The organism is Actinocorallia aurea, from assembly GCF_054783995.1.
The window spans coordinates 102,066-123,636 of record NZ_BAAGPQ010000013.1 but is presented as its reverse complement, the minus strand read 5'-3'; the positions used below and the strand labels follow the sequence as shown (position 1 = coordinate 123,636).

Here is a 21,571-nt window from a genome sequence, read left to right as displayed (position 1 = left end):
CCTCGGTGAGAAGGGCCGCTCCGCCGTCGTGTCCAAGGTTGATGCCGATCACCGCGGTCATCGGGAGACCTCCGTTGCCGCAGCCGGGTTCCACAGCCCGGCAGGGCCGGACGGCGGTCGATGGAGGGTGCCGAGCTGGCAGATCTGGACGTGCCCGCCCCGCCAGGGCAGCAGGTCCGTGACGGGGTGGCCGAGGATGTCCAAGCCCCCGAGCGCGGCGTAGACGTCGGCGACCGTCTCGTGGAGCACGGGGCGGCCGGGCATCATCGGCCAGGTCGGGGCGAAGGGAAGCCCCGCGGCGGTCAGATGGGCGGAGATGTGGGCGTAGACCTGGCCGGTGGTGAGGTTGTCGGTGTTGATGACGAGCGGCCGGTTGGGGCCCAGGCTTGGCGCGATGTCGCGGTAGAAGATGTGCAGCCGCTCCAGCAGGCCGCGGTCGTACCACCGGTCCCAGTGGGCCCGTTCGGCGGAGTTGCCGCGCCGGTCCAGGCTCACTTGGGGGCTGACCAGCAACACGATGGTGCGCAGCCGCTCCGACTGGTGCGGCTGCACGTGCCGCATGTAGAAGGCGAGGGCGTCGTCGTAGGGCATGGCGTCGCCGGGGTCGGCGGCGTAGCAGTAGGCCAGGGCGCCGAGGTGGTTGCGGTCGGAGACGATGAGGCCGGTAGCCGGGTCTTCGGCGAGTTCGCGGGTGCGGCGGGCCTGATCGGCCTCGCGCTTCAGGAACCAGCGCGAGAGGTCCGGGCCCGTGGCGTCGTGAGCGGTGCAGTGGCGGTTGGGCTCTGAGAACCACACCGCCGCGTCCAGGTAGGTGGTGGCGAGCTGGGCGATCAGGGAGGTCTTCCCCGCGCCGGGTGGCCCGTCGAATGCGGCGATCACGGGTTCAGACATGGATGCTCCCGAGGGTCGTGGTGATCCGGGCGAGGCCGAGGGCGAGGTTTTCGACCTGGACGGAGAGGGCGGCGCTGCCGGTCGACGTGCCGGACGACAGCGCGTCGGCGACCGCGGCCCACATTGCGGGGAACGGATCGGCGTCGCCCGCGGGGCTGTAGGGGGCGGGCCAATGCACGTCGGCGGGGGCGTCGGGGCCGATCAGGTGGAAGGAGTCGGTGAAGACGCCGGGGCCGGGCCGGGCGATGACGATCGAGTAGGGCCTGCCGTGGTCGTCGGTCACGATGGCGTGCACGGCGTGGTCCGGACCGATCGCACAGGCCGCGGGGTAAGCGGGGCCGACGACGGTCAGGAGAGAGGTGAGCTGGTGGTAGCCCTCCCACAGCAGCACCTTCAGCGCGGCTTCCTGGTGCGGGGCGAGTCCATCGGGGACGGGCTGGGGTGGGTCGTCGGCGAAGGTGTAGGGCGCGAACCCTTCCGGAAGGATCCGAGAGCGGGCGGTGGCGTCGACGCCGTCGGCCTTGACCAGCCAGCCGCCCCGCACCGACGGCATCGTCGCTTTGAGGTCGTGGAGGGAGGGGTCGTGCATGCGCATGGCACCGACCTCCAGGAGCAGGCCGTGCTGCTCGGCCTCACGGCGGAGCCGCGCGGAGAGGGTCGCGTCGAGGGTGAGCGGCTTCTCGGTGAAGACGTGGACGCCCGCGGCGAGCGCCTCGGCGATGAGGACGTGGTGCACCCCGGTGAGGACGGCGAGCATGTCGGCACCGTCGAGCAGCTCCGGCAGCGTTCCTGCGACGGTGCCGACGCCGAACCGATCGGCGGCGGCCGTGGCGCGCTCGCTCTGGCGGTCCAGGACGGCGGTGACGGTCCAGGCGGGCGAGGCGGTCAGCGCGGGCAGGTGAAGGCCGAACGCGGCGGCGCCGCATCCCGCCACGGCGATCTTGTGGGGCTTCACGATGCCTCCCAGCAGGTCTGGGCCCCGTGCAGGGCGCGGGTGCAGATCTCGTTCTCCGGCAGCGCCCGAAGGGCGGGGTTGAACAGCTCGACTGAGACCGGCCCGGCATAGCCGCCCAAGGCCAGGGCTTCGGCGAACTCGGCCCAGGGCAGGTGGCCGTCGCCGGGGAACAGCCGTTCCTCGTCGGTCCACCGGTCGGTCGGCAGAGCCGGCGCGTCGGCGATCTGGACGTGGCCGATCCTCAGACCGGCGACTGCGGAGGGGTCCGCGCCGGTGGCGGCCCAGTGGAAGGCGTCGACGCACGCCTCGACGCGTGGCACGCGTTCCAGCAGCTCGGCGAGTTCGGGCAACGTCGACAGGACTGGGTTCGGGCCATCAAGGTCGGCGGGCAGACCGCGCTGAACGCCGACGGCTTCGGCAGCAAGCACCACGCCGTGCTCGCCCGCGATCCGGGCAAGGGAGCGCAGCCGAGTGGCGGCGGTGGCCAGGGCGTCCTCGCGGGTTCGGTGGGAGCGGGGATTGACGACGATCGTGGCGACCGGGCAGCCGATCGTGCTCATCGCGGCCAGCCGCTCATCCAGGCGTTCCAACGCTTCGGAGAAGGAATCGACGAGGATCGGGTGCGGCAGGACGGGCCCGGCGGGCAGGAGACCGGAGGCAGCCGCCACGCTCAGGCCGAGTTCGCCCAGCAGGCTTGCGGTCTGGTCGGGGCCGTGGGCGAGGACCTGCTGGATGGGGATCTCGACCGAGGTGAAGCCCGCGGCGGCCGCGGCCAGGAGGAAGTCGGGCAGAGCGAGGCCGGACAGCGTCGCGGCGTTGAGGCAGGGCGTGAGAGCGCTCATGCGGTGGCCAGCTTCCCGGCCAGCAGCTCCGTGCGCAGCGCGTCCAGATCGGCCATGACGGAGGTGACGACCTGGCGGACCAGGCGCGGGTCTGCGGGACCGGAGGTCTGGCCGAGGACCTGCCAGGGGTCGTCGAGGTCGCGGCCGGACTGGGAGACGAGCGCTACCGCCCACTCCTGCCCGGTGAGCACGTGCAGTTGCTCGGCCGCGCGCTGGGCGGCGAGGTTGTAGAGCTTGCCGACGTGGTAGACGGGGTTCTTGCCCGAGACTCCCTCGGCGCTCCACGGCCGGAACATCGAGATGAGACCGTTAGCGCGGTTGCCGCGGCCCACGACCCCCTCGTCCCCGGACTCGATGCTGGACCCGGTCGCCGTCAGGTACAGCTCCCGCCGGGCCTCGTCGTCGCGGGTGTTGACCGCCACCGTGATCCGGTGGCCCGGCGCGATGTCGTGCGCCAGGGCGAGGACGGTCTGGCGGGCGAGGTCACGGTGGGCGATGTAGGTGTCCAGGTCGGGGGTGTGGGCCGCGATTTGGGGCACGCAGCAGGTGAGGGAGATGTCCTGCTCGTTGCGGGCGACCATCAGCTTGACGTCGGTCCCGAAGTAGGGGTGGGCGGCCAGGAAGCCGGGGGAGGTGAGGTGCCGCTCGACGGCCAAAGCGAGTTGCTCGGCGGGGCCGTAGGGGGCGTATCCGACCCCGGCGCTGGTGTCGTTGGCGAACATCCTGCGTCGCTCGGCCAGGTCGTCGATGGTGCGAGGCGCGAACCAGAAGCGGCGGCCTGCCTCCTGCTGGTCGGTGTCTCCGTGCACGGCACCGGGGCTGGAAGCCGTGCTGATGCGCCGCCGGACCTCGATGTCGTGGTCGACGTCCAGGAGCGGGAGCGCGTCGCCGAGGAAGGTGCGGACGGTGCCGTCGACGAGGTCGTCGACGGGGATGCGGTGGCCGCCGAGGGCGGGGGTGAGGCGGCCGTTGACCAGCACCTGGATCGGGGCGGTGAGGCGGCCGACTCCGAAGGTCACTTCTGCGGCACCGCCGAGCAGGGCGGTCTTGTCGGTGTTGTGGTGCAGGATCGCGCCGAAGCGCTCCAGGCAGTAGGTGCTGTAGGCGCGGGAGACCGCCTCGGCGACGCCGTCGGCGAGGGTGTCGGGGTGCCCGGCGCCCTTGCGCTCGACCAGCTCCAGGCCGGGCGCGCTCGGGACGGTCACGGCGGAGACCTTCATCGTTTGTTCTCCTTCGCGGGATCGTTCATGGGTCGGGGAGGAAGCAGGTGCTGACCGGACAGCACGAGCCGGGCCATCTCGGCTCGGTAGGCGGCGATGCGGGCGAGATCGCGCAGCCCGGTCACCGCGTCGGTCGGGCTGGTGAACGCCCACGAGCCGACCAGGTGGCCGAGCGCGTCCTGGACATCGCCGAGGCCGGCTCGGATCGCGGCGGGCTCGACGTGGACGCTGGTGTGCATGCGGGCGAGGCTGACGCCGTGGCCGATGCCCTGCCGCAGGTAGTAGGCGAGCGTCGTCTCCGACCGGTAGATCGGGTGCACGGCGTGCGCCGCAGGCTCGATGAGGATCCGCAGGCCGCGCTGACGGGCACGGTCGAGGAACTCCAGGTCCTCGCAGTCGCCCATCCACCGGCCGCGCCGCCCGAGATCGGTGCGCAGCAGGCCGATCTCCAGCGCGGTCTGCCGGTGGAAGATGAGGTTGCAGCCCGTCACCCAGAACGGCCACAGCGCCTCCGCCCGGTCCGCCGGCCAGCTCACGGCACCGTGGCATTCGGCGAGCACCGGGGAGGCGAAGCGCGCGCCCTGCGGGTACTCCACGGTGGTGCGGCCGCCGACCGCGAACACCTCCTCGGCAGTGATCGCGGCGGTCAGGGCCTCAAGCCACAGCGGATCGGGCATCACGTCGGGATCGATGAAGGCCACATAAGTGCCGCGCGCCGCACCGATTCCGCGGTTCTTGCCCGCGCTCAGGCCCGCGCGCGGCTCACGCACGACCCGCACCGGGAACGGCCGGATGCGGCCGCTGACGAGCCGTTGCACCCGCCGGACGGGCCCGGGCGGGTCGTTGTCCACGATCACTGCCTCCATGCGCTCCGACGCGAACGTCTGCTCGCCGAGTGCCTCCAGCAGATCCGGCAGGCGCTCGCGGCTCGCTCCGCGTGCGCTGACCACCACTGACGTCGTAGGGCGGTCGGATCGCGCCATCCGTTGTTCGTCGGGCATCGCCGCCTCACCTCCTTCTCCCAGGAGCCTCGCGGTGGACCGACGCACGACCAACAGCGTTTCGTCATAGCGCTGTGACCGACCGTTAGGCCACATCGGCCTAACAGATCGCCGTACTGCGGTTACGGTGTCGGCAGGGCTGATCACCACAGGACCCGCCGCGGCGGCCGACGGGGACGCGCGCGGAGGCGGCGGATGAGTGAGACGGCGAAAGAGCGGCTGTGCCCGACGTGCCGACGCACGCGGGTCTCGCGTTACAACCCCGATCCGCTGTGCGGGCCCTGCCTCTCCGCCGCCCGCGCGCGCGGCCACGCGCCGCAGTGGTTGTGGGATTCCGAACTCTTGCGGCGGGCGCTGGCACGCGCGGACATGGCAGCGGTCGTGGCCGTGATCCGAAGCGCGTGCGGGATGTCCCAGCTGGAGTTCGGCCAGATCCTCGGCTGGTCTCAGTCGGTGGTCACGAAAGTCGAACGCGGGGAGCGGCGCACCGCCTACGACATCGGCGAGATCCTGCGGATCGCAGACGCGCTCGGCATGCCGCGCCCCGCGCTGATCCCGCTGGTCCTAGGTGCCGATCCCGGTCACTGCGGGCAGGATGAAGACGAAGCCCGCAGGTTCTGGGGAACGGACGAGAACGTGGATCGACGGCACTTCGGCCAAGCGGCCCTCGGCACTGCGCTAGCCGCCGCGCTACCCCCGCCCGCACGCGTCGACCAAGGGCATCTGCGGTATCTGCACGCCTGCCTGAACCGCCTGCGCACCGCAGACGCCACCGCCGGGGGAAGCGGCGTCCTACGCGAGGCCATCGCGACCTACCGGCGCGCTTACGCGATGCTCGACGACAGCGACTATACCGAGCAGGTCGGACAGGAGCTCTTGGCCGTCACCGCCGACCTCGCGATCCTCGCCGGGTGGCTTGCCTACGACTCAGACGACCAGTACCTGGCCCGCACCCTGTACGAGAAGGCCGACCACCTCGCGGCAGCCAGCGGTGTCGCCTCCATCCAGGTGCACGCCGCGGTCAACCTCGCCCAGCAGGCCAGTCACCTGGCCGCCGCCACCGGGAAACGCGGGTACGCCCGCGAAGCCCTGCGCTTCGGCGACCGCGCAGCCGAAGCCGCACGCTACGAGACACCGTCGTCCCTGCACGCCCTCATCGCGCTCCGTCAAGCCCTCGTCCACGCCCGCCTCGGCGACCGCATGGCCCACGAGAAATGCATCGGCAGAGCCCGGCGCGCCCTCGAACACGATCGCGGTGAACCCCTGCCCTGGACCCGGTTCGTCACCCATTCCGAGATCACCGGCTACGAGGCATTGGGCGCGGAAGCTCTTGATGAGCCAGACCGCTCCCTCTCCCTCTACCGCGACGTCCTGTCGGACGACAACCGCTCACCCCGCGATCGAGCCGTCTACCGCGCGTACCTGGCGGGCGCGCTCTGCACGGCAGGCGACGTCACCCTCGCGGTCTCCCAGGGAACGCAAGTCCTGACGGCTCTCGGCGCCTCCATCGGTTCAGCCCGGGTACTGCGCACGCTCGCTCCGCTCAGGTCCGCCTCGAACGATGAGGAGTTCGCGACCCGATTCGACGCCGCCGCACGCGACTTCCCGGCTCTGACCGCATGACCGCCGACCTGACCTTCCAAAGGCTCACCGCCGCCCAAGTCCGGGCCCGCCGCGACATCGTCCAGGACGTCCACGCCGACGCCTACGCCGAGACGCTGACAGACCCGTTCCGCGCCGGCTCCGAGTTCATGCGCCGCTTCGACGCCTACACTAGCCGCGAGAACTTCGATTTCGTCTTCGTCCTGGTCGGCGGCCACATCGTCGGCCAGGCATGGGGCTGGCCGCTCCCACCCGACACCGCCTGGTGGAACGGCCTGGACGCCGAGCCCGAACCGGGCTTCACCACCGAAACCGGCACCCGCACCTTCGCCCTCTCCGAGATCATGGTCCGCCGCGCCTGGACCGGCCGCGGCATCGCTTACGCCCTCCACAACGAACTCCTACGCCACCGCCCCGAACAACGCGCAACCCTCCTGGTCCGCCCCACCAACCCCGCCTACCCCGCCTACCTCCGCTGGGGCTGGCACCCCGTCGGCCACCTACGCCCCGACCTACCCCACGCCCCCACCTTCGATGCCCTGATCCTTTCCCTCCGCAACGACGACCAGGAGCCTTGAGCTGGAAGGTCACATGCCCGGCTCGGATCTGGTCAGAGGCAGGATGCAAACTCAGGTCCGATATCGCCTGCCGGCCTTCGTCGCAGGCACAGCCGCTCGAGGAACTCGGGATAGGCGAGTGACGGCGCCTCTCCGAGAGCTTGAGCATGGCGTTCCGCGTCGTTCCGCACCGTTCCGCGGAGCGGATACGTGCGGAACGGCCCGGCATCATCCCGAGTGGCGACGGCTTGCCCGGTGAGGCGCCCCAGAGAGACTTTCGGTGCGCGGGGCTCAACGAGCATCCGGCTTTCCTTCCATGAGAGCTCCTCAACGCTGTTCCGGCGTTGAGGGCAAGAGCAGTTCTCCGTACGCTGCGGAACGATCCGGATCGAGCGGATCGACTCGGATCGCAGCGGACGACCCGCGACGATGGGCCGGGGACACCCTCGAGTGCGGGTCGGCCGCCCCCGCCAACACCGACCGCAGCGCCATCGGCCCTGGCGGAACCCCGAAGCCCGTTGCGCGCCAGGTGATCTCCCCGGGCTGTGTGGCGTCCCCGTTGGCCCGACAGCCGGCCCTTCGCCGCTCAGCAGCTTACGAAGCGGCGGCTCCTGAGCCTTTCGGCAGCCTGTACGTCTCCTGATCGGCAGAGCCGATACCTCGAACATGCGCCAAGCAGCTCATCGCGCCTTCACCCTGATCGGCACAGGCTGCCCGCCGCGCCGCGCAGCGATGACGAATGCCCCCGTGCCCGTCATGGTCAGAAGAGCATGGACCCTGCCGCTGGGACCAGGCAGGCCGCTTCGCGGGGCAAGAGATAGATAAAGGCAACTTACGCCCTGAACCGGAACCCGCTATGGACGGGACCGGGCGCGGTCCGATCATGTGCAGCACTCGGGAAGTGCATGGCTTGAGACTCCGACGCCAGGTGCCCCACCCGGTATCTACCCAGTTCACCCCAGCCGATGAAGGCCGTGGCTCCCCGATCAAACTCTCGGCCTCCAGGAGGCTGAGAGCGGACCACCTCCGCCTGCGCAGAGCGAACGGCGTCAGCATCGGGGCGGAGGGCACGGCGTACGGACCACCTCCGCCTGCGCGGAGCGAACGCGACGATCATCCGGGACCACTACGGCCGTGCCGGACCACCTCCGCCTGCGCGGAGCGAACCCTTCGCGACCTGGGCTTATATGGGGGCGTTATTGTTTTGAGATTCTAGTTGGTTGCGGCGTGGCATGTGCTCCACCGTAGCGCGGCGGGCCGGGGTGGGCGGATGCTGGGGCGGGCTGGCGAGGCGTTTGCCGGCGGCGGTCCTGGTCTGCCGGGGCTGGCATTGGCCAAGGTGCCGACGTTATGTCTCGATCTTGGTCTTCTGAAAGCCAAGAGGCCCCGGTTGGGGTCGGAGAGGTGTGGCTGGTCGGTATCTCGTAGATGTAGTGCCTGAGTGTGCTGAGCGCCCCTGTCGCTCTTGGAAGCTCCGAACGTTCGTTGACGCCTTGATCATCCCCGTCGGTATCCGGTCTGCCCTGACGCGTTCTCGGACGGGTTCGTTTGAACATTTCAGGCGGAGTTGGTGCGTTGACCGGGGACTGGCTGGTCGGGGCTGGGATGGGTGGGTACCAGTCGGGGGTGGTCGGCAGGTCCGATGCCACGGTCAAACGGCGGTCAAATGATCAAGGCCCCATCTTCCCAGTAGGGAGATGAGGCCTTCGACCTGCGGTTATCCGTCGGGACGACAGGATTTGAACCTGCGACCCCTTGACCCCCAGTCAAGTGCGCTACCAAGCTGCGCTACGTCCCGGATTTGTCGTCTTCGTGGGGGTTTCCCCGGTGTTGGCGACGGGGTTAACTGTAGCGCAGGTTGGGCGGGGGCGCACATCGGTTGGGCGGGGGTGGGGAGGGAGCGGGTGGTCAGGGGGTGTGGGGGAGGAGGTCGAGGCGGCGGAGGATGACGCCTTCGCGGAGGGCCCAGGGGCAGATCTCGAGGGCGGGGATGGAGAAGAGGTCCATGACGGCGTCGGCGACGATCGCGCCGGCGAGGAGCTGGGGGGCGCGGGCGTCGGAGACGCCGGGGAGGGCCTGGCGGTCGGCGATGGGCATGCGGGTGAGGCGGTCGGCCCAGTCCTTGGCGGCCTCGCGGGTGAGGATGCGCCGGACGAAGGGGCCCTCGGCGCTCGGGGCGGCGCCCGCGATGCGGGCGAGCTGCTTGAAGGTCTTGGACGTCGCGACGGCGTGGTCGGGAAGGCCGTAGCGGGTGATCGGCCCGACCTGCGCGGCGATCATGGCGCGGACGTGTTTGCGCAGGGCCCTGACCTGCTCGGGGTCGGGCGGGTCGGCGGTCAGCCAGGCCCGGGTGAGGCGGCCCGCGCCGAGCGGCACCGAGACCGCCGCGTCGGGCTCCTCGTCGATGCCCGTGGCGATCTCCAGGGAGCCGCCGCCGATGTCGAAGACCTGGAGGCGGTTGGAGGACCAGCCGAACCAGCGGCGGACCGCGAGGAACGTCAGCCGGGCCTCGTCCTTGCCGGACAGGACCTGGATCTCCGTCTGGAGGTCGGTCCTGATCGAGGTGAGGATCTCCTCACCGTTGACCGCCTCCCGGATCGCGGAGGTGGCGAACGCGTGGATCTCCTGCACGCCCTTGTCCTCGGCGACCTGCAGCGACTCCTTGACGAACGAGTGCAGGCGCTTGGCCCCCTCGTCGGAGAGGCGGTCGCCGTCGAGGTGCTCGGCCAGGCGCAGTTCGACCTTGTGGGAGTAGGCGGGCAGCGGCCTGCCGCCCTGGTGTGCGTCCATGACGAGCAGGTGCACGGTGTTCGATCCGATGTCGAGGACGCCCATTCTCATGGAGTTGAAGTTAGCCGACGCCGCAGGTGTCGCGTGGTGACGGTCACGTGTTCGATGTGGGACCGTTCCCGGTATCTGGGTAGGTTCGATCTTGTGAGTGATTTCGTCGTCGTCGCCAATCGCCTGCCCGTGGACCGTGTAGTAGGACCGGAGGGCGAGGTCGGATGGCGCCGGAGCCCAGGCGGCCTGGTGACGGCGATCACCCCCCTGATGCGTGAGCGGGACGGCGCGTGGATCGGCTGGACGGGCGCGGCCGACGAGGAGGCCGAGGCGTTCACCGAGGACGGTCTGCGTCTTGTGCCCGTTCCTTTGACCGCGGAAGACGTCGAGCTCTACTACGAGGGCTTCTCCAACGCGACTCTTTGGCCCCTCTACCACGACGCGATAGCCCCGCCCGAGTTCCACCGGACCACCTGGGACGCCTATGTGCGCGTCAATAGGCGGTTCGCCGAGAAGGCCGCTGAGGTGGCGGACGAAGGCGCGCTGGTATGGGTGCAGGATTATCAGCTTCAGTTGGTGCCGAAGATGCTCCGGGAACTCAGGCCGGACGTGAGGATCGGGTTCTTCCTGCACATCCCGTTCCCGCCCGCCGAGCTGTTCTTCCGCCTCCCCTGGCGTAAGGAGATCGTCGAGGGCCTGCTCGGGGCCGACCTCGTCGGCTTCCAGTTGCCTGCGGCGGCGGCCAACTTCGTCCGCCTGGCCCGTCGTCTTCTGGACGTCCGGGTGCACGGCACCGTCGTGCACGTCGACGGCCGCGACGTCCTCGCCGAGGCGTTCCCGATCTCGGTGGACGTCGACGAGCTGACCGATCTCGTGCACCGCCCCGAGGTGAGGGAGCGGGCCGTCCAGATCCGCAAGGAGCTGGGCGATCCGGGGTGCGTCCTGCTGGGCGTGGACCGCCTCGACTACACCAAGGGCATCACCCAGCGCCTTGAGGCGTTCGGCGAGCTGCTGGCCGACGGGGCGCTCAAGCCGGGCGAGGCGGTCTTCGTGCAGGTCGCGACGCCGAGCCGGGAGCGCGTCGAGCAGTACCAGATCCTGCGGGACGAGATCGAGCTCCAGGTCGGGCGGGTCAACGGCGAGTTCGGCCAGCTCGGCAACCCGGTGATCAACTACATGCACACCAGCTACAGCCGGGACGAGCTCGCCGCCCTCTACCTCGCGGCCGACGTGATGGTCGTGACGCCGCTGCGCGACGGCATGAACCTCGTCGCCAAGGAGTACGTGGCCTGCCATGAGGACCTCCGGGGCGCGCTCGTCCTGAGCGAGTTCGCGGGAGCCGCCGCGGAGCTCCGCCGCGCCTACCTCGTCAACCCCTACGACGTCGACGGCCTGAAGCGCGCCCTGCTGGACGCCGTCCGCGCCGACGCCCGCGACGTCCAGCGGCGCATGCGCGCCATGCGCCGCCGCGTCGTCGACAACGACGTCTCCCGCTGGGCGTCCGAATTCCTGGCCCGCCTGCGCAGCTCCACTCCGGCGCCGTAACGGCCGCCGCCGCAAGCGCCCGCGCCGCTCGCGCCGCGGGCGCTTTCGCGCTGCCCGGGGTCAGGTCGAGGGCGCGCCCAGGCAGAGGGCGGTGATGGCGGTCACCAGGGAGTCGATGAGGGCGAGGGTCTGGGGGGCGGGGTCCTCGCCGGCGCGGGTGAGGAGGCGGTGGCGGGAGAGGAGGCCGAAGAAGGAGGAGAGGAAGAGGGCGGCGGCGTCGCCGGCGGGGAGGGCGAGGGCGATGCCGTCGGCTTCGGCGATGTCGGTGAGCATCGAGGCGGCGATGCCCTCGATCTCGTGCTGGTGGGCCTGGACGATGTCCTGGAGGTCGGGGTCGCGGGCGGCGAGGGTCTGGAACTCGTCGAGGAGCGCGTTGCAGGCGTCGTCTTCGAGAACGCCGTCCCACAGGGCGGCGACGAGGGCGCGGACCTGGTCGGCGAAGGGGCCGCGGCCGGGGGCGGCGGCGCGGACCCGGTCGACGAGGTCGGCGGTGAGCTGCTGGATGACCGCCCGGTAGAGGTCCTTCTTGGTGCCGAAGGCGTAGTGCACCGTGCCCTGGGCGACGCCGAGTTCGGCGGCGATCGCGCGGGTGCTCCCCGCGGCGACGCCCTCCCGCGCCATCAGGTCGATGGCCGCCCTGACGAGTTGCGGGCGTCGCTCGGCGGTGGGGACGTGGGCCATCGGCCAAGGCTACCGGGTGAGCGGTCTCACGCTGATGTGGGCAAACGACTAGGTCGAACGACTTGGTCGAGTGACCAAGTCGGGGATACGGTAGGCCGCGCCCCCGAAGCCCTCCCCTCGAAGGTTCCTCATGGCCGCATACCTCTACCGCCTGGGACGTCTCTGCTTCCGCCGCCGCAAAGCCGTCCTCGGGCTGTGGCTCGCGCTCCTCGTCGCCGCCGGCGCCCTCGCGGGGGCGTTCGCCGGCAAGACCGGCGACGCGTTCACGGTGCCTGGCACCGAGGCCCAGGCCGCACTCGACCGGATCAAGGACACGTTCCCCGAGCAGGGCCACGGATCCGCCCAGGTCGTCTTCGCGGCAGACGCCGAAGGCGGGATCCTCTCAGCGCGCGCCAAGACGGCGGTCGGCCAGGCCGTCGCCCGGATCAGCCGGGTCGACGGCGTGGCAGCGGCCCCCGATCCCTTCGCCACCGGCGCGGTCTCCCCGGACGGGCGGGTCGCGCTCGGCCTCGTCTCCTTCGCGGTACCGCTGGACGAGATCGAGGACGCGCAGCGCGAGGCCGTCAAGGAGGCGGCGGCACCGGCGGAGGCGGCGGGCCTGACCGTCGCCTTCGGCGGCGACGCCTATGCCGAGTTCGCGAAGGTCGAAGGGGGAGAGTCCGTCGGGCTCCTGGTGGCGGGCGCCGTCCTGCTCATCACGCTGGGCTCCCTCGTCGCGGCAGGGCTGCCGCTGCTCAGCGCGCTGGTCGGCGTCGGCGTGGCGCTGGCCGCGCTGTTCGCCCTCACCGCCCGGTTCGAGATCATCTCGACCGCGCCCGTGCTCGCGCTGATGGTGGGGCTCGCGGTGGGCATCGACTACGCCCTCTTCCTCGTGTCCCGGTATCGAAGGAACCTCGGCGAGGGGCTCGCACAGGACGAGGCGGCGGCCCGTGCCGTCGCGACCGCGGGGAACGCGGTCGTCTTCGCCGGGCTGACGGTGGTCGTCGCGCTCGGAGGGCTGGCGATCGCCGGAGTGCCCTTCCTGACGGTCATGGGCCTCGCCGCGTCGGGCGCGGTGGCCGTCGCGGTCCTGGTCGCGATCACGCTGCTGCCCGCGCTGCTCGGCTGCGTCGGGTCGTCGATCGACCGGCTGCCGGTCTGGCGTCGGGCGGTCCGGCCGCGCGCCGGCACGACGCTCGGCGAGCGGTGGGCCGGGGTCGTCGTGCGGCACCCGGTGGCCGCGCTCTGCGCGGGACTCGCCCTGCTGGCCGTGCCGGCGGCGCCGCTCGCGAGCCTGAGCCTCGGCCTGCCCGGCGGCGGCTCCCAGGCCGAGCACACGGACGCCCGCGAGGCCTACGACCTGGTACGCGACGCCTTCGGGCCGGGCTTCACCGCGCCGCTCATCGTCGTCGCCGACGCCGGTCGAGCCGCCGACCCCGAACGGGCCCACACCCGGATCGCGCATGACCTGGCCGCACTCGACGGCGTCGCGGCCGTCCTGCCCCCGGAAGCCGACGGCCCGACCCGGACCGCCCTGCTCACCGTCGTCCCGCGGACCGGCCCGGACGAGGAGGGCACCCGCGACCTCGTGCACGAGATCCGCGACCGCCGCGGCGAGTGGCGGGCCGAGACGGGTGCCTCGATCGACGTGACGGGCACCGCCGCCGCCAACATCGACATCTCCGAACGGCTCGGCCGCGCGCTGCCGCCGTTCGTCGCGGTGATCGTCGGGGTGGCGTTCGTGCTCCTGGCCGTCGCGTTCCGCTCGGTGCTGGTGCCGCTGAAGGCCGTCGCCGGCTTCCTGCTCAGCATGGCGGCCTCCCTCGGCGCGGTCGTCGCGGTCTACCAGTGGGGGTGGCTCGACGGCCTCATCGACGTCCCGAAGGTCGGCCCGGTCGTCAGTTTCGTCCCCATCCTCCTGATCGGTGTGCTGTTCGGACTGGCGATGGACTACGAGCTGTTCCTCGTCTCCGGCATGAGGGAGGCGCACGCGCGCGGCCTGGGCCCGCGCGAGGCCGTCGTCGCCGGGGTGCGCGGCGGCGCCAGGGTCGTCACCGCCGCGGCGCTCATCATGGTGTCGGTCTTCGGCAGCTTCGTCCTCGGGCACGATCCGGTCGTGCAGCCGATCGGGTTCGCCCTGGCCGTCGGCGTCCTGCTCGACGCGTTCGTGGTCAGGATGACGCTGGTCCCGGCCGCGATGGTCCTGTTCGGCGAGGCGGCCTGGTGGTTCCCCAAGTCCCTGGATCGCTTCGTCCCCCGCGTCGACATGGAGGGCGCGGACTTCCTGGACGCGCTCGCCGACGAGAAGGGGGATCTTCGGGAGACCGCGGCGGTGTGACCTCGTCGCCTCCATGGGTCCTGTTCGCCGCGTCGCTCGTGTTGACCTTGAGGAAGGTTGAGGTTCTAGCCTCGGGGCATCCGGAAAGGGAGGACGCTCATGAGCGAGCAGGATCTGCGTCTCGTCGTCATCGTCGGGAGCGTGCGGGGCGGGCGGCTGGGCGGGACGGTGGCCGAGTGGTTCACCGGCCGGGTCGCGGAGTTCGGCGGGTTCGACGTGGACGTGGTCGACCTGGCGCAGGTCGACCTGCCGCTGGCGTGGCCGGCGCACGGGGAGGATCCGCCGGCCGAGGTGCGGGCGGTCAGCGAGCCGCTGGCCGCCCGGCTGGACAGGGCCGACGCGTTCGTCGTGGTCACACCCGAGTACAACCACAGCTACCCGGCCGCCCTGAAGAACCTCATCGACTGGCACGGCAGGCAGTGGTACGCCAAGCCCGTCGGCGTCGTCTCCTACGGCGGCCTGTCCGGGGGCCTGCGCGCCACCGAGCACCTGCGCGCGGTCTTCGCCGAGCTCCATGCCGTGACCGTCCGCGACACCGTCAGCTTCCACGGGGCGTGGTCCCATTGGGACCCGTCCGGCACCTGGCCCAAGGACTCCGCCGCCTGCGACGCCGCGGCCAAGACCCTCCTCACCCAGCTCGCCTGGTGGGCCGGCGCGCTCAGGTCCGCGAAGGCCGCCGCCCCCTACCCCGCTTGACCGCCGCGACGCGTGCCGATCGAATCGGCCCGCCATGTGCGGGAAGAGCCCGCCCATCTGCTGGGCGGGCTCTTCCCGGGCAGTTCCGGCAGTGCGGAATCAGCCGTTCGGCGGCGAGATGCTCTGGAAGGCCGTGCAGTTGTCAGGCCACTCGTCGGGCGGCTCCGGCTCGGGATTGATCCTGCATGCGGTCAGCCAGACCCCGCCGTTCTCGGTGAGGACGGTCACTTCCAGCAGATCCCGCACCCTAGACGAGAGCGTGACATCAACGACGTTATCTGGATAAGTAGGCATTTCCGAGAAGGCATGCCAGGTCGCCGTCTGCATGAGGTCGCGCGGATCCCGGATGTAGGTCTCCCCGTCGCCGGTGACGATCGCGGTGAACATCACATTTCCGTGGAACTCGGAGTCGATTCCGAAGCCCCCTCCGGCCGGCCCCGGAGGCCCTTGTTCTCCGGGAGGCCCCTGCTCTCCGGGAGGCCCCTGCTCTCCCGGAGGGCCGGGCCGGCCCTGGCACTTCTTGCACGGCCCCTCGTCGGCGGTGTTCGCGGAGGGAAGCGCCCAGCTGTCCCGGGAAAGGTCGGTCTGTGAGGTCGCCTCCTCACCGGGCCCGGCGGGCGCGAGCGCGCGCGGTTCGGGATCGGCGACGCGGATGACCGCACCGTGTGTCGTCTCCGCACGCGCCGCGGTGGCCGAGGCGAGCGAGGCGACCGCGAGCACGCCGGTGGCGGCGAGGGCGATGCCGTAGGCCAGTTGCCGGTGGCGCCTGGGCGACGACGGCGGCGGGGCTTTTCGAGAGTCCAAAGACCGCTCCCTGGTGGGTCCGACGGATCGGACGTCCAATTCCATGGCCGGAGATCGGCTCCGGCGCAGTGGAGATACCCAGGGGAACTGCGATGGCGGCGTCCGCGTTCATCGGATCGACAAAGGTAAATTGGGTCTTCGCAGAGATTCGATCGGCATATCGGAAATCAACGAATAAAGTGATGAATTGGTCCGCCTGGGCGGACGCCGGCCTACGAGAGCCTGCCGACGCCGGCGTAGAAGTGGACCCGGGAGAGGTGGTTCGCGGTCGGGGGGATGGCGGGGCGCCAGCTGGGGAGATGGACGAGGCCCGGGGAGACGAGGTCGAAGCCGTCGAAGTAGGCGAGGATCTCGGCGTGGGTGCGGGGGACGAGCGGAGCCGTTGCCTTGCTGTAGATCTCGCGGAGGGCGTCTCCCGTCTCGGGGTCGCTGAAGTCCAGGGTGCAGTGCGACAGGACGAGATGGCTGCCCTTGGGGAGCGCGTCGCGGAGCGTGGCGACGATCTCGCCGGGCTGCTCGGCGTCCTTGATGAAGTGCAGGATGGCGACCAGCAGCAGCGCCACGGGCTCGTCGAAGTCGATCGCGTCGCGTACCTGGGGGAGGGCGAGGATGGCGGCGGGGTCGCGCAGATCGGCCTGGACGACCGAGGTGGTGCCGCGGCTGCCGTCGGCCATCAGGGCGTTCGCGTGCACCAGGACCATCGGGTCGTTGTCGACGTAGACGACCCGGATCGACGGGTCCACCTCGTGCGCCACCTGGTGGGTGTTGCCCGCGGTGGGAATGCCCGTGCCGATGTCGAGGATCTGCCGGATGCCCGCCTCCGCCGTCACATGGCGGACGGCTCGGCCGAGGAACGCCCGATTGGCACGGGCCGTCACGGCCATGTCGGGAGCGGCGGCGAGGGCGGCGTCGGCGGCGGCCCGGTCGGCCGAGAAGTTGTCCTTGCCGCCGAGGTAGTAGTCGTACATCCGGGCCGGGTGCGGCCTGGTGATGTCGATGTCCTGCGGCACCCGGTCCGGTTCGACCGAGGTCCGGTCCCACTCTGACATGCGCGACTCCCCGTGGATGGTTCGGTGACAGGAGAAAGATCGTCTCAGAAGTCGGGAATCTCTGCCACGAAAAGCGCCAGGGCGGATGCGGAGATTTCGGTCGGCCTTCCGTCAGCCGTCCACGAAGTCACCGATCATGTCGGCGCCCGTGCTCAGGGGCGACCCGGCGGCTCGGTCAGGGTGAGCCGGGTGCCGTCCCAGGTGCCGACGACGGTGTACTCACCCCATCGCACGTCGTTCTGCGACCTGTGCGGCACCGCGTTCCAGTCCCAGCCGACGATCTCAGGGCCGTCGCACTGCGGGGGCAGGGACTCCCGGACCACCGAGCAGAACCGGGGGCCGGACTCGGCTTTCTCCAGCACGGTTCCGACGCCCGTGTGGCGGCCCGGAGGGCCGGGCGTGGAGGCCGGTCGGGCCGACTCCGTCCCGCAGGCGGCGAGCAGGAGGAGGAGGGCGGGGGCCAGGAATCTCATACCTTCCTGACGGGCCGCGCCCTCCTCCGCGTTGCGCGTGCGGCGCCTAGAGGGCGGGCTTGCCCGGGGTGCTCACCCAGGCGGTGAACAAGGCGTCGAGGTCCTGGCCGGAGATCCTCTCGGCGAGGGCCTGGAAGTCGGCGGTGGAGACGACGCCGTCCTCGTACCGGGCGACCCAGGTGCGGCCGAGCTTGAAGAAGTTCGCGTCGCCGACGGCCTTGCGCAGGACGTGCAGGGTCATCGCGCCGCGCGTGTAGGAGGACCAGTCGTAGATGCCGTCGCGTCCGGGGTCGTCCATGACGGTCTGCCAGGACGGGTTCGTGGCGGCGCGCGCGTACGCCGCGTCGAAGGCGGCCTGGGCGGTGCGGCCTCCGGTGGACTCGGTATAGAGCCACTCGTTGTACGTCGCCCAGCCTTCGTTCAGCCAGATGTCCTTCCAGAGGGCGGGGGTGACGCTGTCGCCGAACCACTGGTGGGCGAGTTCGTGCGCGATCGTCCCGGTGGACGGGAGGCGGCCGGGTGTGCCGATGTCGTAGACGGACCGGCTCTGGGTCTCCAGGGCGTAGCCGACGCCCACGCGGTCGACGATCCCGCCGGTGGAGCCGAACGGGTAGCGTCCCCACGTCCTGGCCATCCAGTCGGTGACGGTGTTCGTCGTGGCGAAGAACGCGGCGCCCTGGCCGGTGTCGAGCGCGGTGTCGACGGCCGTGACGGACGCGATGCCCGCCTCGGTCTTCCCCTCGGTCACGTTGTACTTCCCGATGGTGAGCATCGCCAGCTCGCTCGCCATGGGCTGCCGCATGCGCCACGTGACGGTCGTCTTGCCTTGGGAGGTCTTCTCCCGCGTCTTCTCTCCGTTCGCGAGGGCCGTCAGGTCGGACGGCGCCGTAACGGTGACGCTGTACGTCGCCTTGTCTTGCGGGGTGTCGTTGACCGGGTAGTACGTGGCCGCGCCGAACGGCTGGTTGAGCGCTGTGACGCCGTCGTCGGTCGCGATCCAGCCGGACGTGCCGAGCGTCTCGTCGTCGATCCGCTGCGGGACGCCGTGGTAGGCGACGGTCACCACGAACGTCCGGCCCTTCACGATGCCCTTGCGCGGGGTGACGACGAGTTCCTGAGCCCCCTCGCGCGCCCACCGCGCGGGCCCGTCGACCTTGACGGAGTCGATCTCCAGGGGGCCGAGGAAGTCGAGGTCGAACGAGGAGAGGTTCTGCGTCGCCTTGGCCCGGATCCGGGCGGTCGCGGTGATCGCGCCGGTCGCCGGCTCGTAGGCGAAGGACAGGTCATAGTCCTGGACGTCGTAGCCGCCGTTGCCGTTGTCGGGGAAGTACGGGTCGCCTCCTCCGGCCGCCCCGGGCGTGAACTTCCCGCCTGCCTGCACCGCCGACGCCCCTGCCAGCACCATCGCCGCGGCCGCCACCGCGACGGCTCCGCCCCGCCACATCACGTCGTTCTCTCCCGTTCGCCGGCTGATCACCGCTCCCGAGCCTCGTGCACGCGTGTTACGGCCACAAGTCCCGTCCTCGGTTTTTTCGGGCCGGTCAGCGGATGAGCCGGCTGAGCCGGTGGGACTCCTCCAGGAGGAGGCGGCCGAGGCCGGGCCGGCGGTCGGGGCGGAACCGCGGCTCGATCCCGGTGAGGGTGAGGGCGTACTCGGGGGAGCCCGAGGGGGAGAAGACCGCGGCGGCCATCCCCCAGGAGCCTTCGACGACCAGGCCGGGGTTCAGCGCCCAGCCGTTCTCCCGCACGGAGGCGAGTCGTTGCCTCACCTCCGCCGCGGAGTGCGAAGGGCCCCAGCGGGAGACGAGGTCCGTGCGGGCCAGATAGGAGTCGATGCGCTGCTCGGGAAGGTAGGCGAGCACCGCCAGGCCCGCCGAGACGACGCCCAGAGGGAAGCGCGCGCCTTCGTAGAGCACGTACGAGCGGATGGGGAAGTCCCCGTCTTCCCTGAGGAGGACGACGGTCTCGTCTCCGCGCAGTACGGAGAAGAAGGCGCTCTCTCCCGTCTCGCGGGCAAGGCGGAGCACGCTCTCGCGGGCCTCGTCGGTGAGGTCGTAGCGGGCCGCGGCGGCCATGCCGAGGACGTAGACCTCGGGGCCCGGATACCACCGGCCCGTCTTGGCGTCGCGGTCCACCAGGCCCTCGGCGGCCAGGGACTCCAGCAGCCGGTGGGCCGTGGCGCGCGGCAGTCCAGTTCCGCGCGCAGCCTCCGTGGTGGTGGCGCCCACGGCGGTGTGCCTGGACAACTCGCGCAGGAGGGCGGCGGCACGCTGGATGACGCCCGAGGTCTCGTTCATCGGTCGATCCTAGCGTCCACTCACTGGACACTTGATGGCCGACCTGTCTGCTGGACAGGAGGAATCCCCGCTTCTCTTGACGGTGGAGCTGGCGCTATCGGATAACTGATGCCGTCCGCTCAGCGGACGATGACCGAGGATCGGCGAGAGAGGGTGCGCGGATGCGGAAGCTGCGCGAAGGCGCGTCGGCGGCGCTGGCCGGGGTGCTGCGCGACGGGATGGTCGTCGCGGTGGGCGGGTTCGGCCTGTCCGGGATCCCGCGGGGCCTCATCGAGGCGGTCCGCGACTCCGGAGTGCGGGACCTCACCGTCGTCTCCAACAACATGGGCGTGGACGGCAAGGGCCTCGGCCTGCTCCTGGAGAACAGCCAGGTCGCCAAGGTGATCGCCTCGTACGTCGGCGAGAACAAGCTGTTCGCCCGGCAGTACCTGGACGGCGTGCTCGACGTGGAGTTCTGCCCGCAAGGCACCCTGGCGGAGCGGCTGCGCGCGGGCGGCGCCGGGATCGCGGGCTTCTACACCCGCACAGGCGTGGGCACCGAGGTCGCCGAAGGCAAGCCGCACGAGGTGTTCGACGGCAAGACCCACATCCTGGAGCGCGGCATCGTCGCGGACGTGTCCCTCGTGCACGCGCGCGTCGCGGACGCCGAGGGCAACCTCCGCTACCGGTACACGGCCCGCAACTTCAACCCCCTGGTGGCGACCGCGGGGCGGGTGACCGTGGTGGAGGCCGAGGAGGTCCTCGAAGGCTTCCTCGACCCCGACGACGTGATGACGCCCGGCATCTACGTCGACCACGTCGTCAGGTCGGCGCACCGGGAGAAGGACATCGAGCAGCGCACGGTCAGGCCGCGGCCCGTGACCGTCGGACAGGGGGCCTGACATGGGCTGGACACGTGAGGAGATGGCCGCGATCGCCGCGGCCGAACTGCGGGACGGCGACTACGTCAACCTCGGGATCGGGATCCCGACGCTGGTCGCGAACTTCGTCCCCGACGGCGTGCGGGTGCTGCTCCAGAGCGAGAACGGCCTCCTCGGCATGGGCGCCTTCCCGTACGAGGGCGAGGAGGACGCGGACCTCATCAACGCGGGCAAGCAGACCGTCACGACGGTCCCCGGGGCGTCGTTCTTCGACTCGGCGGAGAGCTTCGCGATGATCCGCGGCGGGCACGTCGACATCGCGATCCTCGGGGCCCTCCAGGTGGCGGCCAACGGCGACCTGGCGAACTGGTCGGTGCCCGGCAGGCTCGTCAAGGGCATGGGCGGCGCGATGGACCTCGTCGCCGGGACCCGCAGGGTCGTGGTGCTCACCGACCACGTCGCCAAGGACGGCACCGCCAAGATCGTCGAGCGGTGCGCGCTGCCGCTGACGGGGGTCGGCGTCGTCGACCGGATCATCACCGATCTCGCGGTCCTCGACGTGACGCCGTCGGGGCTCGTCGCCCGCCGCCTCGCGCCGGGCGTCGACCTCGCCGCGCTGCGGAAGGTGACGGGCGCGCCTGTCGCCGACGGCCTCGCGGCACCCGTAGGCTGACCCCCGCGACGCGCTGATCTGCTGGAACGCCCCCGCCCGTCGAACAGGTGAGCGATTCTTGCGGTAGGGTGTGCGCATGCTGAGGAACGAACCGATCACCGCCGAGGTCACCGGCGCGGGCCGTCCGGTGCGCATCATCCGGGCGGGGCGGCGCTTCGGCGTCCGGGTCCTGCACCAGTGGCAGGCGCCAGGGGAGGGCAGGCTGTACCGCCTCCAGGTGAGCGGGGAGGACGGCTCGGCGGTCGCGGTCGCCGAGGTGGTCCAGCACCACGGGGCGTTCCGCCTGCAGCGCTGGTGGGATTGAAGAGCACCCTGTCCGGCCCGCCC

The 21,571-nt window shown here is 71.0% G+C and carries 20 protein-coding genes and 1 tRNA gene; 8 read left to right on the top strand and 13 right to left on the bottom strand.

Annotated features, from left to right (window positions below):
* Nucleotides 1-57: 57 nt before the first annotated feature.
* The 5 genes from ACYVOM_RS17660 to ACYVOM_RS17640 are packed head-to-tail and all read right to left on the bottom strand — an operon-like array spanning nucleotide 58 to nucleotide 4,858.
* A complete protein-coding gene (locus ACYVOM_RS17660) occupies nucleotides 58-891 on the bottom strand; it encodes an AAA family ATPase (RefSeq protein WP_460304487.1) in 834 nt (277 codons plus the stop codon).
* The gene (locus ACYVOM_RS17655) at nucleotides 884-1,846 is read right to left on the bottom strand and encodes a Gfo/Idh/MocA family protein (protein WP_460304486.1); all 963 of its coding nucleotides are present in this window, start codon (nucleotides 1,844-1,846) and stop codon (nucleotides 884-886) included. Before ACYVOM_RS17655 ends, ACYVOM_RS17660 begins: the two co-directional genes overlap by 8 nt.
* Nucleotides 1,843-2,688: a sugar phosphate isomerase/epimerase family protein gene (locus tag ACYVOM_RS17650; RefSeq protein WP_460304485.1), complete on the bottom strand. Its 846-nt coding sequence runs from the start codon at nucleotides 2,686-2,688 to the stop codon at nucleotides 1,843-1,845. The genes ACYVOM_RS17655 and ACYVOM_RS17650 overlap by 4 nt, the downstream gene beginning before the upstream one ends.
* A complete protein-coding gene (locus tag ACYVOM_RS17645; RefSeq protein WP_460304484.1) occupies nucleotides 2,685-3,908 on the bottom strand; it encodes a methionine adenosyltransferase in 1,224 nt (407 codons plus the stop codon). The genes ACYVOM_RS17650 and ACYVOM_RS17645 overlap by 4 nt, the downstream gene beginning before the upstream one ends.
* Nucleotides 3,905-4,858, bottom strand: a complete 954-nt coding sequence (locus ACYVOM_RS17640; RefSeq protein ID WP_460304483.1) for a glycosyltransferase family 2 protein — start codon at nucleotides 4,856-4,858, stop codon at nucleotides 3,905-3,907. The genes ACYVOM_RS17645 and ACYVOM_RS17640 overlap by 4 nt, the downstream gene beginning before the upstream one ends.
* A gap of 246 nt (nucleotides 4,859-5,104) precedes the next feature.
* On the opposite strand from ACYVOM_RS17640, the gene ACYVOM_RS17635 reads away from it, so the two are divergent.
* Together ACYVOM_RS17635 and ACYVOM_RS17630 are read left to right on the top strand one after the other, a co-directional pair.
* Nucleotides 5,105-6,532: a helix-turn-helix domain-containing protein gene (locus ACYVOM_RS17635; RefSeq protein WP_460304482.1), complete on the top strand. Its 1,428-nt coding sequence runs from the start codon at nucleotides 5,105-5,107 to the stop codon at nucleotides 6,530-6,532.
* Entirely contained in the window at nucleotides 6,529-7,089 is a 561-nt protein-coding gene (locus tag ACYVOM_RS17630) for a GNAT family N-acetyltransferase (protein ID WP_460304481.1), read from the top strand. The genes ACYVOM_RS17635 and ACYVOM_RS17630 overlap by 4 nt, the downstream gene beginning before the upstream one ends.
* 1,703 nt (nucleotides 7,090-8,792) lie before the next feature.
* On the opposite strand, the gene ACYVOM_RS17625 is transcribed toward ACYVOM_RS17630, so the two are convergent.
* A tRNA-Pro gene (locus tag ACYVOM_RS17625) sits at nucleotides 8,793-8,866 on the bottom strand.
* A gap of 110 nt (nucleotides 8,867-8,976) precedes the next feature.
* Complete coding sequence (locus ACYVOM_RS17620) at nucleotides 8,977-9,909, bottom strand: Ppx/GppA family phosphatase (protein WP_460304480.1); 933 nt, start codon at nucleotides 9,907-9,909, stop codon at nucleotides 8,977-8,979.
* Nucleotides 9,910-10,002: 93 nt separating this feature from the next.
* On the opposite strand from ACYVOM_RS17620, the gene ACYVOM_RS17615 reads away from it, so the two are divergent.
* A complete protein-coding gene (locus tag ACYVOM_RS17615) occupies nucleotides 10,003-11,394 on the top strand; it encodes an alpha,alpha-trehalose-phosphate synthase (UDP-forming) (RefSeq protein ID WP_460304479.1) in 1,392 nt (463 codons plus the stop codon).
* A 60-nt stretch (nucleotides 11,395-11,454) separates the two neighbouring features.
* Here ACYVOM_RS17615 and ACYVOM_RS17610 read toward each other — a convergent pair whose 3' ends face one another.
* Nucleotides 11,455-12,075, bottom strand: a complete 621-nt coding sequence (locus ACYVOM_RS17610; RefSeq protein ID WP_460304478.1) for a TetR/AcrR family transcriptional regulator — start codon at nucleotides 12,073-12,075, stop codon at nucleotides 11,455-11,457.
* A 130-nt stretch (nucleotides 12,076-12,205) separates the two neighbouring features.
* Here ACYVOM_RS17610 and ACYVOM_RS17605 point away from each other — a divergent pair, with 130 nt between their 5' ends.
* On the top strand, nucleotides 12,206-14,392 hold the full coding sequence (locus ACYVOM_RS17605) for an MMPL family transporter (protein WP_460304477.1): 2,187 nt from the start codon (nucleotides 12,206-12,208) through the stop codon (nucleotides 14,390-14,392).
* Nucleotides 14,393-14,491: 99 nt separating this feature from the next.
* Nucleotides 14,492-15,088 carry an NADPH-dependent FMN reductase gene (locus ACYVOM_RS17600; protein ID WP_460304476.1) on the top strand — a complete coding sequence of 199 codons (597 nt, stop codon included), beginning with the start codon at nucleotides 14,492-14,494 and terminating at the stop codon, nucleotides 15,086-15,088.
* 99 nt (nucleotides 15,089-15,187) lie between these two features.
* Here the strand turns inward: ACYVOM_RS17600 and ACYVOM_RS17595 are convergent, their stop codons facing one another.
* From ACYVOM_RS17595 to ACYVOM_RS17575, 5 genes are all read right to left on the bottom strand, one after another.
* Complete coding sequence (locus ACYVOM_RS17595; protein WP_460304475.1) at nucleotides 15,188-15,475, bottom strand: hypothetical protein; 288 nt, start codon at nucleotides 15,473-15,475, stop codon at nucleotides 15,188-15,190.
* Between the two features lie 629 nt (nucleotides 15,476-16,104).
* Entirely contained in the window at nucleotides 16,105-16,941 is an 837-nt protein-coding gene (locus tag ACYVOM_RS17590; protein ID WP_460304474.1) for an SAM-dependent methyltransferase, read from the bottom strand.
* Between the two features lie 152 nt (nucleotides 16,942-17,093).
* Nucleotides 17,094-17,414, bottom strand: a complete 321-nt coding sequence (locus ACYVOM_RS17585; protein WP_460304473.1) for a hypothetical protein — start codon at nucleotides 17,412-17,414, stop codon at nucleotides 17,094-17,096.
* Between the two features lie 46 nt (nucleotides 17,415-17,460).
* Complete coding sequence (locus tag ACYVOM_RS17580) at nucleotides 17,461-18,891, bottom strand: M1 family metallopeptidase (RefSeq protein WP_460304472.1); 1,431 nt, start codon at nucleotides 18,889-18,891, stop codon at nucleotides 17,461-17,463.
* A gap of 64 nt (nucleotides 18,892-18,955) precedes the next feature.
* Nucleotides 18,956-19,711: an IclR family transcriptional regulator gene (locus tag ACYVOM_RS17575; RefSeq protein ID WP_460304471.1), complete on the bottom strand. Its 756-nt coding sequence runs from the start codon at nucleotides 19,709-19,711 to the stop codon at nucleotides 18,956-18,958.
* 161 nt (nucleotides 19,712-19,872) lie between these two features.
* Between ACYVOM_RS17575 and ACYVOM_RS17570 the strand changes: the two genes are divergently transcribed.
* The 3 genes from ACYVOM_RS17570 to ACYVOM_RS17560 all read left to right on the top strand — a co-directional run bounded on the left by ACYVOM_RS17570 (nucleotide 19,873) and on the right by ACYVOM_RS17560 (nucleotide 21,548).
* On the top strand, nucleotides 19,873-20,592 hold the full coding sequence (locus ACYVOM_RS17570; RefSeq protein WP_460304470.1) for a CoA transferase subunit A: 720 nt from the start codon (nucleotides 19,873-19,875) through the stop codon (nucleotides 20,590-20,592).
* Nucleotide 20,593: 1 nt separating this feature from the next.
* Nucleotides 20,594-21,244 carry a 3-oxoacid CoA-transferase subunit B gene (locus ACYVOM_RS17565; RefSeq protein WP_460304469.1) on the top strand — a complete coding sequence of 217 codons (651 nt, stop codon included), beginning with the start codon at nucleotides 20,594-20,596 and terminating at the stop codon, nucleotides 21,242-21,244.
* A 76-nt stretch (nucleotides 21,245-21,320) separates the two neighbouring features.
* Nucleotides 21,321-21,548: a hypothetical protein gene (locus ACYVOM_RS17560; RefSeq protein WP_460304468.1), complete on the top strand. Its 228-nt coding sequence runs from the start codon at nucleotides 21,321-21,323 to the stop codon at nucleotides 21,546-21,548.
* Nucleotides 21,549-21,571: the final 23 nt, after the last annotated feature.